Source organism: Opitutaceae bacterium (assembly GCA_041395105.1).
Lineage (GTDB): Bacteria > Verrucomicrobiota > Verrucomicrobiia > Opitutales > Opitutaceae > B12-G4.
Genome location: JAWLBB010000008.1, coordinates 42,906 through 61,848 on the forward strand (window position 1 = coordinate 42,906; position 18,943 = coordinate 61,848).

Sequence of the window (18,943 nt, forward strand, 5' to 3'; positions counted from 1 at the left end):
TGATGCCGGTTCAATGAAGAAGCGATATGCCATAGTCGGGGTCAGCGGACGCTCGAAATCCTATACCGACCGGATCCTGGGGGATTTCCGGGACCGGGCTGAAATTGTGGCGCTCCTTGATCGAAATGAAGCACGGATTGCGGATTTCAACGAAACCAATCGTCTGTCCCTGCCGGGATACTCGGAGAACGAGTTTTCCCGGATGATCGAGGAGACCCGGCCGGATGCGGTGATCATTTCGACGACGGACGGCACGCACGCCACCTACCTGGTTGCGGCGATGGAGCACCACATCGATGCGATCTGTGAGAAGCCGATGGCAATTGACGCCGACCAGGTGAGGGCGGTGCTCGCCGCCGAGGCGGCGAGCCGGGCGTCCATCACAGTCACCCTCAATTACCGCTACGCACCGGTCACCACCCGGATCCGGGAGTTGATTCTGGATGAAGCGATCGGACGTCCCACCCAGGTCGATTTCAACTACTATCTCGATACCTTCCACGGCGCCTCCTATTTCAAGCGGTGGAATCGCTATGCGGCGCAATCGGGCTCCCTGCTGGTGACGAAGGCCAGCCACCATTTTGACCTCGTCAACTGGATGATCGATCAGGATCCGGTCGAGGTCTTTGCCTACGGTGCCCTGAACTACTATGGTCCGGACGGTCCGGAGAATCCGGAGAGGATCGACGGGCGCCGCTGTTCGACCTGCGGCGACAAGTGCGCCTACTACCGGCGGCACGCCTCCGGTGATGGCTCCCAGGATGAGCACCTGATCAACTTCAACAACCCGGGAAAGAACGAGTTGTTTGCGAGGTCTGACGGCTACTATGCCGATCGTTGCATCTTTGATTCGGACATCGATACCTGGGATACCTTCAGCCTGAGTGTCCGCTACGCCGGCGGAGTCATGATGAGCTATTCCCTGAATGCCTCGCTTCCCTATGAGGGCTATCGCCTGGCCATCAACGGGACGGGGGGAAGGATAGAGAGCGATGCCGTTCACGGTGGCCCGGCCCGGCTTCCTTTCCCGGAGCCCCCGGCTCAGAATATCCGCCTTTTCCCCTTGTTCGGGCGCATGCAGACCATCGATGTCGTCGATCGGGAAGGGGGGCATGGAGGCGCGGATCCGTTGATCATGCACGAGATCTTCAACGGGCGGGACGAATCGGATCGCACCGGAGGGTTCGCCGGAGCGCGGGCGGGGGCGATGTCGTCGCTCGTCGGGATCGCGGCCCGCGAATCCCTGAGAAGCGGCCGTCCTGTCAGAATTGCGGACCTGCTGGCAGACATCGCCTGACCGAGTTCGAGATGGACTGTGCCGATATCCCGGTCAGTCTGAATCCAGGATGATGACAGGAAAGCAACGTTATCTGGCCACGCTCAACGGGGAAGCGGTCGATCACCTGGCGCGGATTCCGATTCTGATGCGGTATGCGGCGGAATACATCGGATCGAATTATGGAGCGTTTGCCTCGGATTATCGGGTTCTGGTCGAAGCGAATCTGCGTTGTGCGGCCGACTTCGGTTACGATCAATGGAGCGCGATTTCGGACCCCTATCGGGAAACCACCGGTTTCGGGGGGCGGGTCGTCTACTCGAAAAACGAGGTGCCGGAATGCACCTACCGGCCCCTCAAGGATTCGATGGACCTGGCGCGGCTCGAGAGTCCCGACCCTGAGTCCTCGCCGAGGATGCGTGACCGGTTGATGGCGGTCGAAGCGCTCGCCCGGCAGGGTCCCGACTACAGCATACTCGGCTGGATTGAGGGACCCGCCGCGGAAGCGGCGACTCTCCGGGATACGGAAAATCTCTTCATGGATCTGATGGAGGAACCCGGGTTCGTGGCCGACCTGATGGACGTCTGTGTGGAGGCCGGCCTCGCCTTTGCCCGGGCTCAAATGGACCGGGGCGCCGATACGATCGGGATCGGCGACGCAGTGGTCAGCCAGGTGTCGCCGGAGAATTACCGCGACCTCATCCGGCCGCGACAGCTTCGCCTGATGGAGGGTATCCGGCAGATGGGAGGGAGGGTCCGTCTCCACATCTGCGGCAACACGACCCATCTGCTCGACCAGTTCGCGGGTCTGCCGATCGACATCCTTGATGTGGATCATCTGGTCGACCTCAAGGCCGCCCGCAGAGCGATGGGATCGCAGGTGGTCCTGGCGGGCAACCTTGATCCGGTGGGGGGAGTCATGAAGGGGACGCCCGATTCGATCCGGACAGCGCTGGTGCGCATGTTCGGGGAAGCCGGACAGCCTTATTGTGTCAATGCCGGCTGTGAAATCCCGTCGGGCACCCCGGTGGAGAACCTGAAGGCCCTCTGTGCGCCGTTCAAGGGTTGAGCGATCCCTTTTGTATCCACAAATAGGTCACAAATAAACCAACCGTAGGGTGCTACGTTTGGTTTTCAGTCCGAGAACCCTACGTTGCATGCTGGAACGGCGCCTAGTTAGCGAAAGAGTCGGATCAGCCAACGAGGTGTTGACTGCTCTTCGACGGCGGGTCCGGAGGCCCTCGCCCTACCAACTGAAATCAGAGCATCCGTGGTAGCGCTGGACGTCCCCGGCCAGCCGCAACGGTTGTCCGGCACAAAACAACGACAGGCATCCTCAACCAATTGCCATTCGTGGATACTACGGTTGGTTTGGCGGGGCAAACGCCTTCGGCCTGTGTTCAGCCGGAGCCGCCCAACCGTGTCTGCAGATAGGGAGCGGTCGCGCTGTTTTTCGCCTTGCCGAGATCCTTGAGCGGTCCCTGGAAGGTGATCTTTCCGCCGGCGGGTCCGCCTCCGGGACCGACCTCGATCAGGTAATCCGCCTCGGCGAGAAGGTCGAGGTGGTGCTCGATCACGATGACGGTATGTCCCTGCTCGACCAACCGATGGAGGACCTGGATGAGCTTTTCGCAGTCGCTGAGGTGGAGCCCGATGGTGGGTTCCTCGAGGATGTAGAGGTTGCGGGGCTGGATGCCGCGTTTGCGTTCGGTCACTGTCTGCAGGCCACGGGTCAATTCAGTGACCAGTTTCAGGCGCTGGGCTTCACCGCCTGAGAGGGTCGGACTGCTCTGCCCGAGCGTCAGGTAGCCGAGCCCGGTATCGACCATCAGTTGCATGGTCTCCTTGAGAACGGCATGGAAGTCGAAGAAGACGGCGGCTTCGTCGAAGGTCAGGGCGAGCACTTCCGAAACGGTCTTCCCTTTCCAGGTGATGTCCTGGAGTTCGGGACCGTAGCGGGATCCATCGCAGTCCTCGCAGGGCAGGTAGGTGTCGGGAAGGAAGTTCATCTCGAGCTTGACCCGCCCGGCGCCCTTGCAGGTCTCGCAGCGCCCGCCGGGCGTGTTGAAGGAAAATCGCCCGGGCTGGAATCCTCGCATCCTGGACTCGGGCAGTTCGGCAAAGAACTTGCGGATCAGGTCGAAAGCTCCGAGGTAGGTGGCCGGGGTCGAGCGCGGAGTCTTCCCGATCGGGGCCTGGTCGACCTCGATGACCGACTTGAAAAGGTGCCCGTTGCGCAGATCGCGGAAAGGAGGCCCGCCCGTCCCACCACCGTCATCCCCGTCGTCGAGGGAATCGGTCGCCTTGAGGAACGCGGTGCCGGTCAGGCGTGCGGTCTGGGCGTGAATCGCCATGGCGACCGCGGGTTTGAGGAGATCCCGGATCAGGGTGGATTTGCCCGCTCCGGAGACGCCCCCGACCATGGTGAGGCGGCCGATCGGAATCCGGATGTCCATCCCGCCGAGGTTGCGCAGACGGGCGCCGGAAAGGGTGAGCCAACCCGGCGGCCGCCCGCGGCCGTCCTTTGGGGGAAGGGGGCGCCAGATCCCGTTGAAAGGGTGAGGGATCTGGGCTTTGAGGTATTTCCCGGTCAGGCTTTTTTTGTTGCGGAGAAGCTGTTTGAGGGTGCCGTTGGCGAGGATGGCTCCACCGTGGATGCCGGCGCCGGGTCCAAGATCTATGATGGTGTCGGCCTGCTCCATCATGGCGTCGTCGTGCTCGACCACCAGCAGGGTGTTTCCCTTGTCGCGCAGCTCGAGCAGGGTGGCGATCAGTCGGTCATTGTCGCGCGCGTGCAGTCCGATGCTGGGCTCGTCGAGGACATAGAGGACGCCGGCGAGATTCGTGCCGAGCTGGGAGGCGAGGCGGATCCGTTGGGCCTCTCCCCCGGAGAGCGTGGTGGCCGGTCGATCGAGGGTCAGGTAGGCGAGGCCCACTTCGTCCATGAAGCGGAGGCGTTCCTCAATCTGTGGGATGATATCGGATACAATGAGCCGGCTTCGGTGGTCGAGCCGGAGCTTGCGCAGGGCCTTGATCAGGGCGGCCGGCTCGAGCGCGAGCATCTCAGGGAGGGAGAGGTTGCGGCCATCGGTCAGGGCCACCCGGACGGCCCGACTGATCCGGTTGAGGCGGGTCCCGCGGCATTCCGGGCAGATCGAGCCCTTCAGTGATTCGAGCTCGTCGGGATCAAGGTCGTGGGCGAGGTCGGCCAGTTCCGGCGGCAGGTCTTCATCGTCCCGGCTCTCGAGCATCCAGGGCAGGATGCGCCCGTGGCCCCGGCAGGCCGGGCACCAGCCTTTGGGGGAGTTGAAGGAAAAATGCTTGGGGTCGAGTTCGGGAAAGGCTTCGCCGGTCTCGGTATCGGTCCGGCTGGTCGAATACCAGCTGATTTCGTGACCCTCCGGACCGGCGAGGAAGCAGGATCCCTTGCCGAGGCGCAGGGCTTCAGATACGACCGTGGCCACTTCGGACCGCTTGCGGGTGGCCGCTTTGTCCGAGGATGCGAGGTCGGCCACGACCACGTCGATGGTGTGCTCGCGGTAGCGGTCCAGCTTCTGGAAATCCTCGGTCAGCATGATGACGCCGTCGGTTCGCATCCGTTCGTGTCCGTGGTCTTCGATCCAGTTGGCGATGGGCTGGTGGTGTCCCTTGCGCCCGCGGATGAGCGGTGCGCAGAGGAAGAGGTGACGGGCGATTCGCAGGGGCTTGGAGCGAAGGTCCCTTTCGATTCGCCCGATCACCTCGGACTCGGTCTGGGTCTCGACCGGTTTTCCGGTCGCCGGATTGTGCTGGAGGCCGATCCGGGCGTAGAGCAGCCGAAGGTATTGGGCGACCTCGGTCACGGTGGCAACGGTAGACTTGCGGCTGCCGCGGGTGATCCGCTGCTCGATCGCAACAGTGGGGGGGATCCCGGAAAGGCGGTCAATCGCGGGACGGGGCATCTGCTCGACGAATTGCCGGGCGTAAGGCGACATCGACTCCATGAAACGCCTTTGGCCCTCGCCGAAAATGATATCGAACGCCAGGGTGGATTTGCCCGATCCCGAGATGCCGGTCACTACCGAGAGCTGTCGGTGTGGAATCCGGACGGAGATGTTCTTGAGGTTGTGCTCGCGGGCACCGATGACCTCAATGACCTGGCCGGTTCGTCTTCCCCGCGTCTTCGACGCCGCCCGGTAACCCGACCGGCCTGCGCTCTCCGCCACCGCGGGGGTCTTGGCGGACCGGGCCCGATCCTCGAGCGCGTCCCTGAGGTAGGGGGAGGAGAGTGTCCCGGCCCGGGCCACCGTCTCCGGGGTGCCCGTGGCGACGATTCGGCCGCCCCCGTCGCCCGCTTCCGGGCCGAGCTCGATCACCCAGTCCGCCGACTTGAGGACATCAAGATTGTGTTCGATGATGACAACGCTGTGACCGTGATCGACGAGCCTTTGCAGCACTCCGATGAGCCGGCGGACATCGTGGCGATGCAGGCCGGTGGTGGGTTCATCGAGCAAGAGAAGAGCCCGGTTGGTCGGGTCTGTCCGGGAGACTTCGCCGAGGTAGCGGACAAGCTTGAGCCGTTGGGATTCTCCGCCGGACAGCGTGTTGAGCGGCTGACCGAGGGTGAGATAGCCGAGGCCCACGTCGTCGAGTGCCTGGAGCCTTTTACGGATCCTGGCCTGATCGGAGAAAACCGTGATGGCTTCACCAATGGTCAGGTCGAGGATATCGCTGATCGAATGGCCATTCCATTCAATCTCGAGGATTTCCGGACGGAAGCGCTTTCCCTCGCAGATGGGGCAGGGAATGAAGACATCGGAGAGAAATTGCATCTCAACCTTCTCGTAGCCCAGGCCCTGGCAGTGATCACAGCGCCCGCTGCCGCTGTTGAAGGAGAAACTGGATGCGGTCAGGCCCAGCCGGGCCGCTTCGGGCGTGCGGGCGAAGAGGTCGCGGATGGTATCCCAGGCCTCGGAGTAGAGGGCGGGATTGGATCGGGGGGTCCGGCTGATCGGCGACTGGTCGACCAGAAGAATGTCTGCGAATCCCGGATGGGCGGAGAGACTTTCGATTTCGGCTGGATCCTCCGCGACCTGCCCGGTCTGCCCGATCAATCCCTGGTAAATCACATTGTCGAGGAGGGTGGATTTCCCGGAGCCCGATACCCCGCTCAGGCAGACGAGGCGCCCGAGGGGCAGGTCCAGGTCAAGTTTCCTGAGGTTGTGCTTGCTGACGCCTCTGAACCGGAGCCATTCAACGCCATCGGCGGGTAGGCCGACCGGCCGGCGCGTGTCGGGCAGAGAAACCCTTTCCCGACCGGAGAGATAGCCGCCGGTCAGGCTGAACGGCGCGCGTTTCATGCCGCCGACCGATCCTTCGAAGACGACGTTGCCGCCGTCGCGACCCGGACCGGGTCCGATCTCGATCACATGATCGGCGGCACGAATCATGGAATCGTCGTGTTCGACCACGATGACCGTGTTTCCGTTTCGGGTCAGTCCCCGGATAATCCCGATGAGGCGGTCGATGTCGCGCGAGTGCAGGCCGACCGAGGGTTCATCGAGAACGAACAGCGTGTCGACAAGGGATGTGCCGAGGCACGAGGTCAGATTGACCCGCTCGACCTCGCCGCCGCTGAGGGTTCGCGAAGTCCGATCGAGCGTGAGGTAGCCGAGCCCGACCTGATCGAGGTAGCGCAGGCGGGTGACGATGGAGTCGAGGGCGATTTCCGCCTGATGATCGGTTCCCTTCAGCTCGGGGAGTTCCTTTTCCATCAGGGGAGTCAGGCTGGAAACCGACATCTGGTAGAGTTCGGGCAGCGCGTGCCCCTGCCACTTCCAGAAGAGCGATTCGGGCTGGAGGCGGGAGCCGCCGCATGTGCCGCAGGTCCGGTAGCTGCGGAAGCGCGAAAGAAACACCCGGACGTGCATCTTGTAGGTGTTGGTCTCCAGCCAATCAAAGAATCCTCCCAGACCGTACCAGAGCCCGGATTCATAATCGTAGTCGGCACCGGATTCCTTCTGCTTCCGGTAGGCGGGCTCGCCGTTCATGACCAGGTCGAGCTGTTCCGGGGTCAGGTCGGCAAAGGGGATATCGACGGGAATGCCCAGTCGCCTGGAGGCCCGGATCAGATCCTTTTTCGACTCGCCGTAGACTTCGCCTTCGAAGGCCTTGATCGCACCGTCGCGGATGCTCCTGCTTGTATCCGGAATCACCAGACGATAATCGATCTCGATGACACGACCGAATCCCCGACAACGGGGACAGGCGCCGAGCGGCGAATTGAAGGAAAAGAGTCCGGGGGAGGCCGGCCGAAAGCGACGACCGGTGGTCGGGGAGTGAAGTCCACGGGAATAACGTCCGAGAATGCTCCCCTCCGGACTCATCAGGACCATTTCGCCCTGGCCGAAATGCAGGGCGGTTTCGGCGGCTTCAAGAAACCGGCCGGCATCGGCCTTCCGGACGCGGACCCGATCCTGGATGACCTGGATGGCAGGTGCCTTCACGAGCGAGGGATCCGTATCGGGATGGATCTCGTCGATGCGGGCCGGCCCCGTCTCCGGTAGAAGAATCCGGGTATAGCCTTGTCCCTCCAGGCTGGTGAGGATCTCCGCCCAGCTCATGTTCTGCGGCCGGCTGACCTCGAATCCGACCAGAACGGTCTGATCGGCAAAAAGGGCGAGTGCCTTCGACCAGATGCTGCTCGGATTGTCGTCGTGGATGGCCTCGCCCGTCTCGGGATCATGCAGGGTGGCGGCGTGGGAGAACCAGACTTTAAAAAAATCGGTCAGCTCGGTCATGGTCCCGACCGTCGAACGGGACGTCTTGACCGTGTTTGTCTGTTCAATCGCGATCGAAGGGCGGATATTCTCAATCCGGTCGACCTTGGGTTTTTGCAGCAGGTCGAGGAATTGCCGGGTATAGGCGCTGAAGGTCTCGACGTAGCGGCGCTGGCCCTCGGCGTGGATCGTGTCAAAGACGAGGGAGGATTTTCCGGAACCGCTGAGGCCGGTCACGACCACGTACCGGCCGAGAGGGATCGTCAGATCGAAGCCCTTCAGGTTGTTCTGACGGGCCCCGAAGATGCGGATGGTTTCCTGGGAGGGATGGGATGTCGGCACAGAGATCAACTGAAGATCGGAACCCCGGCCTTTTCAAGGCGATTGTGATCAAATGTTCACGCTTGAGGGCCCCCTCCGGATGCTGCCGCCTACATTCCTGTCATCCGCTTCAGGAAGTCGGTCTGCTTCCGGAACTGGGCTTCCGGTTCGAAATGCTGATGGGCAAAAACCTGCCCGGCCTTCCCCGCTTTTTCCCGAAGACCGGGATCGACGATCAATCGCCGGACAGCGTGACCGAACGCCTCCAGGTCGTCGATCGGCGTGATCCAGCCCGATTCCCCCTGAACCATGCATTCACCGGCACCGCCGACGTCGGTCGTCACGACCGGGAGTCCCAGCCATTGAGCCTCGATCAGAAAATTGGACAGAGAATCGGAACGCGACGCGCGGACACCGATATCCGCTGCGTTGATCCAGGGGGAGGGGTCCATCTGGAAGCCGGGAAAACGGATCCTTGCTTCGAGTCCGAGGGCCTGAACTCTTGCACGCACCGCCTTTTCGGTTTTTCCCGTTCCCATCAGCCAGAGCTGCCAGTCCGGCTCGGCCGGAAGGCGGGCAACCATCTCCACCAGGCCGATCTGGTTTTTTTCCGGCCGGAACTGGGCACAGGAGATCAGGACCACGGTTTCATCCCCGGCTCCGGCCTGTTCCCGCAGCGATTGCCGCATCATCCCGATCGGACGTCGGGAATGGTTCAGCAGGACCGGATTGGGGACGAGGGCGATTCGATCGGACGGGACGCGGGCTTCGCGGATGACCCGCTCCAGGGCATACCGGCTGTTGACGATGATGCCGGTGGCGTTCTTGAGGGACCAGCGGTAGAAGGGAGACATCCATTTCCCGGTGCGGAAGGTGGCCACGAGGGGCACCTCGCGGATACTCCGGGCCAGGGACCAGCCGTGGCTGTTGGCCATTCGTCCCATACATACGATGCAATCGGGGTCGGCCCGGTGAAGGGTATCGACAAGGTCCGGGGCATACCAGTCGAGACGGCGGTCCGTTGACTGAAGGCTGATCCGGCCGATACCGGGATCCCAGTCGTCGGGTTCGAGGGCACCGCCCGGACGAAAGGTGATCAGGACCACCTCATGGCCGTTGGCAGCCAGCCAACGGGCCCAGGCGACGGTCTGGCGTTCGGTGCCTCCGGCTCGGAGGTAATCCTGGATCAGGGCTATCCTCATGGCATGGGAAAAAGGCTGTGCGTGGCGGGAGAGGTCTGGTAAGGGTGGGCCATGAAATACGGTTCGGTGGCACAGCTCTTCATCCGCTGGGCGGTTTGCGCCCTCGGCGTGTTGATCGCGTCATCTGTCATTCCCGGGATCAGCTACGAAAACGGCAGCGACCTGATCGTCGTGGTCCTGTTGCTGAGTTTTCTGAATGCGGTTCTTCGGCCCATCCTTGTCCTCTTCGCCCTGCCGTTCGTGATCCTGACGATGGGTATCGGGATTCTCGTCATCAATGCGCTGCTCTTCATGCTGGTCGCCCACTGGGTGGATGGTTTCCACGTCGCGAGCTTCCTGTCAGCCTTTTTCGGCTCTCTCATCGTCAGTTTGACCTCCCTTTTTCTCCTCGGCTCGCGGCGGATTCAGGTGCATGGTCCTCGCCGGAATCCGCCTGGCAGGCGCAAAGACGATGATGTCATTGATATCTGATCGCGAACGCAGCTTTGGGGATGGCACCCTTCATTTGTCCTTCAACTCCACCTTACACCAACATGGCAGAATCAGCAGAATTTGATTTAGTGGTCATCGGCGGCGGTCCGGCCGGTTACGCAGCGGCCATCCGGGCCGGGCAACTCGGCCGGAAAGTGGCTTGCGTCGAAATGGAACGGGCCGGCGGAACCTGTTTGAACTGGGGATGCATCCCCAGCAAGGCCCTCCTCAAGAGCGCCGAAATGTTCCAGTCCTTCAAGAAGGCCGACTCGATGGGCTTCACCGTCGGCGAGGTCGGTTACGATTTTGCCAAGATCATCGCCCGTTCCCGTCAGGTTTCCGACCAGATGGCCAAGGGAATCGAGTTCCTCTTCAAGAAGAACAAGGTGGATTACGTGGTGGGCAAGGGACGGGTCATGTCTCCCGGTCTGGTCGAGGTCACCGACGGGCAGGGAAAAATCAGCCAGCTGAAGGCGAAGGCCATCCTCATCGCCACCGGCGCCCGGGCGCGCCGGCTGCCGGGTCTGGAAGTCGACGGGACCCGGATCATGACGTCGAGGGAAGCTCTCGTCATGCCGGCTCAACCCAAGTCGATCATTATTGTCGGAGCCAGTGCCATCGGGATGGAATTCGCCTATTTTCTCAATGCGTTCGGGACCGAGGTGACCTTGGTGGAGATCATGCCTTCGGTTCTGCCGGTTGAAGACGAGGAAGTCTCGAAACTGGTCGCCCGTTCCTTCAAGAAGTCCGGGGTCAAGATCCATACCGGTACCAAAATCGAAAATCTGAAAGCAACCAAGACGGGTGTGACAGCAGAGCTGGTCGTTGATGAGAAGCGCACACCGATCGAAGCCGAAGCCGCCCTGATCGCGATCGGAATCGAAGCCAACCTCGAGGGCACCCTGGCCGAATCGGTCAAACCGGAGAAAGATCGGGGTTACCTCAGGGTGGATGATTGCTATGAGACCACGGTCAAGGGCATCTATGCCGCCGGTGACATCATCGGCCCCCCCTGGCTGGCCCACGTGGCCACCTATGAGGCGATCCAGGCGGTCAACGGCATCTTCGGGGTCGGCAAGCCCCGTCGGGTCACCGCTTTTCCCGGATGCACCTATTGCCAGCCCCAGGTGGCCAGCATCGGGTCGACGGAAAAGAAACTGAAGGAAGACGGGATCGATTACCTGGTGGGCAAGTTCCCCTTCACCGCCTCGGGCAAGGCAGTGGCCGGCAACGCGTCGGAGGGATTCGTCAAGGTCCTCAGCGCCAGGGACTCCGGAGAAATCCTCGGCGTCCACATCGTGGGTGCGGAGGCGACCGAACTGATTGCCGAATACGGTCTGGCCATCACCCTTGAGGCGACCATTGCGGAAATCCACGAGACCATTCACGCCCATCCGACCTTGAGTGAGGCCCTGGCCGAAGCCGCCGCAGCCACCCACAACGAGGCGATCCATATCTGATCGGGCTCGAGGTGCGGCCGGTTATGGCAGTCACGGTGGCCGTTCGTTCTTTTTCACTGGACAGTCTCTCTTCGCTTAGGACACTGAACGGTTCTTTCCTGCGCCTGTAGTTCAATGGATAGAACTCTGGCCTCCGAAGCCAGCGATTCGGGTTCGACTCCCGACGGGCGTACCACCTGAGCCACGCAACAAGCCGATTGGTTCAGTGGGCCGGCGGCGCAGGGTGCCGGAGTCTCACCTTCGGTGTTCCGGTTTCTGCGCGTTCGCGCGAACCGGTCTTGTCGCTTCGCTCGGAACGACTCCCGACGGGCGTACCACCTGAGCCACGCAACAAAGCAATTGGTTCAGTGGGTCGGCGGCGCAGGATGGCGGAGTCTCACCTTCGGTGTTCCGGTTTCTGCGCGTTCGCGCGACCCGGTCTTGTCGCTTCGCTCGGAACGACTCCCGACGGGCGTACCACCTGAGCCACGCAACAAGCCGATTGGTTCAGTGGGCCGGCGGCGCAGGTAACGTCCGTCGCCGGCAATCCGGTTGACATCGGACCCAAAGATACCGTCCGGGGTTGGGGGGCTTGACTTCCTGTTGGTCGGGTCGAAAATCGGCGCATGAAAGTGACGTTGATTTCGGTTCTGGCTCTTGGGCTGGCGGGATGTGCGACCGTTCCCTCCGACGTCTATTATGGGCCCCTCGTGGACGATGTGGGTTACTCTGCACTGAACACCGGCCCCAATGAGTGGTCGGTTCGCTATACCGGGGACACCCACATGACGGGCAGTACGGTGCGTGACCTGACGCTCCTCGCCTGTGCGGATCTCGCGGCGGGGTCCGGTTGTGGTTGGTTCGTCGTTAACGAGAAGGTCGACGAGAGCGGCAGTATCCTTCACGGGACTTCGTTCAGCGGTCCGGCCAGGGAGCAGACCAGCACCGGCTACAGCGGTGGTGTCGACAAGCTCAGCGGGACAATGTCGTCCGAAACCAGCTTCATATCCCAGTATCGGTATGAGATCCGGTGTTATCGTGAACAGCCGGCGGATCCGGGAGCGTTCGAGTCCGCACGAGTGGCAAGCGAGCTTCGTGCGAAGTATGGTATCTCCGGGCTGAACACCACCGGGAGCCAGGTTCCGAAAGAATAAGGACGGTCCGATTGACGGCGTCGGCCTCCGCGCCCGTTGCCCGCCTGTCCAGGCGGCAGCCGGCCGGGTCGGGCGTGGATCCCACCCCGACGCGGTCCCCGGTGGCTTGATCAGAAGGTGTGGACGAACAGGCCCGAGCGGAGCTTGGGTTCGAACCAGGTGCTTTTCGGGGGCATGATCTGCCCGGCGTCGGCGATGTCCATGAGCTGGGTGACGGTGACCGGATGGAGGGAAAAGGCGATGGAGGCGTGGCCGCTTTCGATGGCCCCCGTCAGGGCGTCGACTCCGCGGATACCGCCGACAAACTCAATCCGGGTGTCGGTCCTGGGATCCTGGATACCGAGAAGCGGGGCCAGAACCTGATCCTGCAGCAGGGATACATCGAGACGCTCGGCGGGACCGGCCTGGGGATCGGCCTCCAGGTTCAACCGATGCCAGCGGCCGCCAAGGTGGACGCGGACATCACCCGGTCCGGAAGAGATTCCATCGGGGGCCTCGGCGATCCGGTGGGTCTCCTTCAGTGTGTTCAGAAGATCTTCCGGGGTCTGTCCGCGGAGATCGGTGACCAGCCGGTTGTAAGGGAGCACCTTGAGAGAGGAATCCGGAAAAAGGACTGTCAGGAACCAGTTGTAGTCCTCATCTCCGGTATGGCCGGAATTGGCGTCCCGGCGTTCGCGGGCCACCCGGGCAGCGCTGGCGGCACGGTGATGACCGTCGGCGACATAGACGGCGGGGATCGCCTGGAAAGCCTCGAGCAGGCCCGTTGGATCGGAGATGCGCCAGACGGTGTGCCGGATGCCATCGACCGCGGTGAAATCGTAAAGAGGGGACTCTTCGGCCTGCCGGGGGACCAACTGGTCGATGGACTTCACTTGCCGGTAGGTCAGAAAAACGGGGCCGGTATTGGCGGAAAGGTCGTTGGTCAGGCGGGTTCGGTCGTTTTCCTTGTCGGGACGGGTCTTCTCGTGGCGTTTGATCAGACCCTGGTCGTAGTCGTCGACATGGCAGAGGGCGACGACTCCGGTCTGTTGATGAGTCCCCATCTCCTGTCGGTAGAGGAAGAGGGAGGGCGTTTCTTCCCGGATAAAGGCCCCGTCGGCGATGAAACGGGCGAAATTGAGTCTGGCGCGGGCATAGACAGGGTCGGAGTAGGGATTGGTCCCTTCGGGGAGGTCGATCTCCGCCCGAACAATATGCAGCATGCTCAGTGGATTGCCCCGGGCGAGTTCGCGGGCCTCGGCGGTGGTGACGACATCGTAGGGAAGCGAGGCGATTTTCGGTGCGAGCTCGGGAGCCGGACGGAAGGGTTTGAACGCTCGGATACGCATGAAGGCGGAGGGGATCAAATGCCCCCCGGCATGGCAAGCCGCCAGATCAGGGGAAGATACCGCGGGTGTGCTTGGCATCGGCCACCCGGCCGATCCCGAGGGTGAGGGCGGCGAGACGGCGGGTTACCCCGCGCCGGACACGCTCCCGTTCGACGTTCGCCTTGGCCCGATCGAGAATCTCGAAGAGCTTCTTGAGGACCTCGTCGCGGGTCCAGTAGGTGCTCTGCAGATCCTGGACCCACTCAAAGTAGGAGACGACGACACCACCGCTGTTGCAGAGGACATCGGGGATGATTTCGATGTCCCCGCGTTCTTCAATGATGGCGTCGGCGGCATTGGTGGTCGGGCCGTTGGCGGCCTCGGCAATCAGGCGGCACTTGATGCGGGAGGCGTTCTTTTCGTCGATGACGCGCTCGAGCGCGGCCGGGATCAGGACGGTGCATTCAAGCTCGAGCAATGCCGCATTATCAATCGATTCCGCTTCGGTGAATCCCTTGAGTGACCGGTGCCTGGCCACGTGATCGAGGGCTTTCCGGATATCGATGCCCTTTGGGTTGAAAAACGAGGCGCTGTGGTCGCCGATGCCGATGACCCTGGCGCCGTATTCGACCATTCCGAGGGCGGCTTCCGAACCGACGTTGCCGAATCCCTGTATGACGACGGTGGTGTCTTTTAACGCGATCCCCATCTCGAGCAGGTAGGTCTTGGCAAAGTAGGCCACCCCGCGGCCGGTCGCTTCACGACGGCCTTCCGAGCCGCCGACGGAAATGGGTTTGCCGGTTACAATGGCCGGGACGGTATAGCCGATGTGGTTGGAGTAGGTGTCCATCATCCAGGCCATGACCTGCTCGTTCGTACCCATGTCCGGTGCCATCACGTCGGTATTGGTTCCCACAAAAGGGATCATCTCCTGCATGTAGCGGCGCGCGAGACGTTCCAACTCGTGACTGGAAAGATCGCCGGGGGCCACCCTGACGCCGCCCTTGGCACCGCCGTAGGGCAGGCCGACGAGGGCGCACTTCCAGCTCATCCACATGGCAAGGGCCGCGACCTCGCCGATATTGACCGATTGGTGGAAGCGGACTCCGCCTTTGGTCGGCCCGAGAGAGAGGTGATGCTGGACCCGGTAGCCTTCGTACATCATGACGGATCCATCATCGAGTCGGATCGGGAAAATCACCGTCAGGCAACGCTTGGGATACTTGGTCCTCTCCCGGGATTCCTCCGGGATGCTGATGAGATCGGCGGCGAGATCGAACTGGCGGCAGGCCATCCGGAATACATCGGAGTCGTAGAGGGTCGAGAGAGTCGTGTTATTTGGATGAGACATGGATGGGTTTGATCTGGATTTTTCCGAAGGGTGCCGGAAAGCCCCGTCCGAAGCAATGGTCTTCCGCATGATAGCGGTGCAAGCTTGCTCGCCGGGCATCCTGCGGTTGCACTGATCGCGTTCGATCAAACGTCCCATGACCGTGGTCCTGATTCAACTTGGTCTCTGGTTGTCCCGCAAATTGCTGGTCGGAATCCTGATTGTCGCGGTCGGGCTGGGAGCCTATGGGCTCTACCTCTATCTGTCGGAGAATGTCCGGGTCGAATTGGAGCGTCAGCACCTGGTCGACCGATTGGAGGCCGAGATGGAATCGGCGCAACTGGCAATTGGCGTTCTCGAAAATGAACTGGAGGGCGTGCAGCGGAAAATCGAAGCGGCCAGGACCTCGGCCACTGCGGCTGACCGGATTCTCAGTGGACTGGAATCCCTGCAATCCTATTGGGATTGGATCCTTTCCTCCCCGGCCGAGCGGGCGGAACTGAAGAAACGCAAGGAGCAGGCCCGCAAACGTCGGGATGACAATCTGAAACTGGTCGAAGTCCTCAATGGGCGGCTCGATTCCATCTCGATGGAACAAGCCGGGCTTCAGGCCCAGATGGAGGTGGTCACGGAGCGGATTGCCGCGCTCGAGGCCAGTCCGTCGAAAGTGGTCTACTACGCAAAGCGCGCCTGGGAGGCGGTGCGCGGCCCGCTGCTCCTCGCGCTCTTCTTCTTTTTCTTCGGGCCTACCCTCTGGAGTGTATTCTGCTATTTTGGACTGGGGAGTCTCCTGGGTCTTGCCCGGGCGATTGTCCTCGATGCCGAGGCGCGGGAGGCGATCGCGGCGACGGAAAGCAAGGTCTCATTGGCCCTGCCGCTCGGACCGGGGGAAGTGCTCTGGATGAAGGAGGAATTCCTGCAGGCATCGGACGAGGCGCTGAAAAAGAAAACCCGTTTCATATTCGATTGGCGGTTTCCGTTCACCTGCCTTGCCTGTGGACTCTATGAACTGATCGAGTTCCGCAACGGGACCGATCGGAGCCATTCCGTGACCGCGTCCACTCAGGATCAGCCGACGATTGAAGTCGCGGTGGTCGCGGTTCCCCGCCGATCCAGCGTGGTGTTGCGGCCGCAGTTCCTGGCCGGTGTGGTGGCCCGGGCGGACGATCGCCTGCAGATCCGTCGGCACTGGAGGATCTTCAGCCTCCAGGCGTGGATCACGCTGCAGTTTCGCTTCTTTGAGTTCGTTGGACCCTGCCGGTTGGTCGTCGCCGGAAGTCGCGGAGTCCGCACGGAGTTTCTCGACGGATCCGGAACGGAACATCCCCCGGGGCGGCGGACCAACCAGGACTCCACCATCGGCTTCACCCCGGGACTGCGCTACCGTTCGGTTCGGGCGGAGACGTTCTGGTCGTACTACCGGGGAAAGAATCCGTTGTTTGACGACCTCTTTCAGGGGACCGGAGCGTTTCTTTGTCAGGAAATCTCCGTCAGGGGACGGGCCGCGGGAGTCCGTGCTTTCTGGAGTCACCTTTGGAATGCATTGACGAAGGTGTTCGGGATCTGAAACCGCTGAACGACGATTTCCATTTGCCGTTGGCGGGTCGAGTCCGTCATTTCATGCGTCATGGATACAGGCGCGGTTTTTGACTGGGATGGCGTGATCGTCGATTCTTCCGTCCAACATGAAAAGAGTTGGGAGCGGCTGGCGGAGGAGGAGAACCGGCCACTTCCCGCCGGGCATTTCCAGAAGAGCTTCGGGATGAAGAATGAGCGGATCATTCCGGGAATCCTCGGCTGGACGGATGACCCCGCCGAGGTCCACCGGCTTTCCCTTCGCAAGGAGGAACTCTTCCGCGTCATTGTGGTGGAGTCGGGACTTGCTCCTCTTCCGGGGGTGAAAACCTTCCTTTCCCGTCTGGCCGATGCCGGGATCCCCTGCGTGGTCGGTTCGTCAACCCATCGCCTGAATATCGAGACGGCCCTGGAGATGATGGGACTGCGTCCCTACTTCCGTGACCTGGTGACAGCGGAGGATGTTTCCCACGGGAAGCCGGATCCGGAAGTCTTTCTGACCGCGGCGGGCCGAATCGATCGCAAGCCGGGGCGGTGCATCGTCTTTGAAGATGCCCACGTTGGGATTGCGGCGGGCCTGGCCGGCGGTTTTCGGGTCATCGGGGTGGCGGGAACCCATCCTCGCGAATCGTTGATCGGTGCCCACCGGGTCGTCGATCGACTGGATGAACTCATGGTCGAGGATCTGACTCGACTCATCGGGCCGGCCGGCGGTTAATGGAATCGCCACATCCGGGGTGTTTCTCGAACAGTCCTCTCCGGCCGGCAGAGAACGCCGACCGTTTCGCCCCCTGAACTCCCACCCTCAATGCCGCTGATCCCATGACGACCCCCCGGACCAACACCCTAACGCGCAATATCATCATCGGCATGGTCCTTGGTCTGGTGGTCGGAGGGAGCCTCAACGCCATCGGGACCGAGGGGATGGTCGGAGATTACCTGGTGGACGGACTCTTTCACGTGGTCGGCGCCATCTTCATCGCGTCGCTCAAGCTGCTGGTCGTTCCGCTCGTCTTTGTCTCCCTGATTTGCGGTACCGCCGCCCTCGACGATATCCGCAAGCTGGGGCGGGTCGGACTGAAGACGATGATCCTCTACCTCGCGACCACCGCGATCGCCATTTCACTGGCCCTGATGGCCGGGATCCTCGTCAAGCCCGGCAAAGGTTTTGCGCTGACCACGGATGCGACGTTTGCGGCCCAGGCTCCGCCGGCCCTCACCGAGGTCATCATCAATCTCTTCCCGACCAATCCCGTTCAGGCCATGGCCGAAGGGAATATGCTGCAGATCATCGTCTTCGCCATCCTCTTCGGACTCGCGATGGTCCTTGCCGGGGCTCCGGGTCAACGGATTCTGAGCCTGTTTCAGGACGCCAATGAGGTCATCATGAAACTGGTGCTCATCCTCATGCAGTTCGCGCCCTACGGCGTCTTTGCCCTGCTGGCCCGGACGTTCTCGGCTGAAGGGTTCTCCGCCATCCTGCCCCTCGCCAAGTACTTCTTTCTCGTCCTTCTTGTCCTGCTCATCCACGGGACCGGGACCTACATGATCCTTCTGCAGGTGTTGACCCGGTTGAATCCGATCCGCTTCTTCAAGAACATGCGGGCTGTCCATGTCTTTGCCTTCAGCACGGCGAGCAGCAACGCGACGCTTCCGGTCAGCATGGAGACGGTGGAGCACAAGATGGGCGTCAGCAATTCCATCGCTTCCTTCACCATCCCGCTGGGTGCGACCATCAACATGGACGGCACCGCCATCATGCAGGGAGTGGCCACGGTCTTTATTGCCCAGGCCTATTCCATGGGTCTGGGGCTGACCGATTACCTGACCGTGGTGGCGACGGCGACCCTCGCCTCGATCGGCACGGCCGGTGTTCCCGGAGTGGGTCTGATCATGCTGGCCATGGTTCTCAACCAGGTGGGCCTTCCGGTGGAGGGAATCGCCCTGATCATCGGGGTTGACCGGCTCCTCGACATGGTCCGCACTGCGGTCAATGTGACCGGCGATGCTGTCGTGACCTGCATCGTGGCCAAAAGTGAAGGTCAGATTGACGAGGTCGTCTTCAACCAGGAGAATGTCTGAAGGACGGGCTTGACCCGCGGAGATGGGA

The 18,943-nt window shown here is 61.9% G+C and carries 12 protein-coding genes and 1 tRNA gene; 9 read left to right on the forward strand and 4 right to left on the reverse strand.

Annotated elements, in window-relative coordinates; genetic code table 11:
• The first annotated feature begins 13 nt into the window (after positions 1–13).
• Together R3F07_18085 and R3F07_18090 are read left to right on the forward strand one after the other, a co-directional pair.
• Positions 14–1,297: a Gfo/Idh/MocA family oxidoreductase gene (locus R3F07_18085; protein ID MEZ5278297.1), complete on the forward strand. Its 1,284-nt coding sequence runs from the start codon at positions 14–16 to the stop codon at positions 1,295–1,297.
• Between the two features lie 49 nt (positions 1,298–1,346).
• Entirely contained in the window at positions 1,347–2,345 is a 999-nt protein-coding gene (locus tag R3F07_18090; GenBank protein MEZ5278298.1) for a uroporphyrinogen decarboxylase family protein, read from the forward strand.
• A gap of 331 nt (positions 2,346–2,676) precedes the next feature.
• Here the strand turns inward: R3F07_18090 and uvrA are convergent, their stop codons facing one another.
• Complete coding sequence (gene uvrA, locus R3F07_18095) at positions 2,677–8,376, reverse strand: excinuclease ABC subunit UvrA (protein ID MEZ5278299.1); 5,700 nt, start codon at positions 8,374–8,376, stop codon at positions 2,677–2,679.
• Between the two features lie 89 nt (positions 8,377–8,465).
• Positions 8,466–9,557: a glycosyltransferase gene (locus tag R3F07_18100; protein MEZ5278300.1), complete on the reverse strand. Its 1,092-nt coding sequence runs from the start codon at positions 9,555–9,557 to the stop codon at positions 8,466–8,468.
• 51 nt (positions 9,558–9,608) lie between these two features.
• Here R3F07_18100 and R3F07_18105 point away from each other — a divergent pair, with 51 nt between their 5' ends.
• The 4 genes from R3F07_18105 (at position 9,609) to R3F07_18120 (ending at position 12,621) form a co-directional block, all read left to right on the forward strand.
• Positions 9,609–10,028 (forward strand): phage holin family protein, encoded by a 420-nt coding sequence (locus R3F07_18105; GenBank protein MEZ5278301.1) that lies wholly within the window; start codon positions 9,609–9,611, stop codon positions 10,026–10,028.
• A gap of 62 nt (positions 10,029–10,090) precedes the next feature.
• The gene (lpdA, locus tag R3F07_18110; GenBank protein MEZ5278302.1) at positions 10,091–11,488 is read left to right on the forward strand and encodes a dihydrolipoyl dehydrogenase; all 1,398 of its coding nucleotides are present in this window, start codon (positions 10,091–10,093) and stop codon (positions 11,486–11,488) included.
• Between the two features lie 100 nt (positions 11,489–11,588).
• Positions 11,589–11,663, forward strand: a tRNA-Arg gene (locus R3F07_18115).
• A 430-nt stretch (positions 11,664–12,093) separates the two neighbouring features.
• The gene (locus R3F07_18120) at positions 12,094–12,621 is read left to right on the forward strand and encodes a hypothetical protein (GenBank protein ID MEZ5278303.1); all 528 of its coding nucleotides are present in this window, start codon (positions 12,094–12,096) and stop codon (positions 12,619–12,621) included.
• A 110-nt stretch (positions 12,622–12,731) separates the two neighbouring features.
• On the opposite strand, the gene R3F07_18125 is transcribed toward R3F07_18120, so the two are convergent.
• Together R3F07_18125 and R3F07_18130 are read right to left on the reverse strand one after the other, a co-directional pair.
• The gene (locus R3F07_18125) at positions 12,732–13,949 is read right to left on the reverse strand and encodes a DUF1015 family protein (GenBank protein MEZ5278304.1); all 1,218 of its coding nucleotides are present in this window, start codon (positions 13,947–13,949) and stop codon (positions 12,732–12,734) included.
• Between the two features lie 46 nt (positions 13,950–13,995).
• On the reverse strand, positions 13,996–15,279 hold the full coding sequence (locus R3F07_18130; GenBank protein MEZ5278305.1) for a Glu/Leu/Phe/Val dehydrogenase: 1,284 nt from the start codon (positions 15,277–15,279) through the stop codon (positions 13,996–13,998).
• A 136-nt stretch (positions 15,280–15,415) separates the two neighbouring features.
• Here R3F07_18130 and R3F07_18135 point away from each other — a divergent pair, with 136 nt between their 5' ends.
• From R3F07_18135 to R3F07_18145, 3 genes are all read left to right on the forward strand, one after another.
• Positions 15,416–16,825: a hypothetical protein gene (locus R3F07_18135; GenBank protein ID MEZ5278306.1), complete on the forward strand. Its 1,410-nt coding sequence runs from the start codon at positions 15,416–15,418 to the stop codon at positions 16,823–16,825.
• A gap of 60 nt (positions 16,826–16,885) precedes the next feature.
• Positions 16,886–17,551, forward strand: coding sequence for an HAD family phosphatase (locus tag R3F07_18140; protein ID MEZ5278307.1), 666 nt, complete (start codon positions 16,886–16,888; stop codon positions 17,549–17,551).
• A gap of 104 nt (positions 17,552–17,655) precedes the next feature.
• Positions 17,656–18,915 (forward strand): dicarboxylate/amino acid:cation symporter, encoded by a 1,260-nt coding sequence (locus tag R3F07_18145; protein MEZ5278308.1) that lies wholly within the window; start codon positions 17,656–17,658, stop codon positions 18,913–18,915.
• The last annotated feature ends 28 nt before the right edge of the window (positions 18,916–18,943 follow it).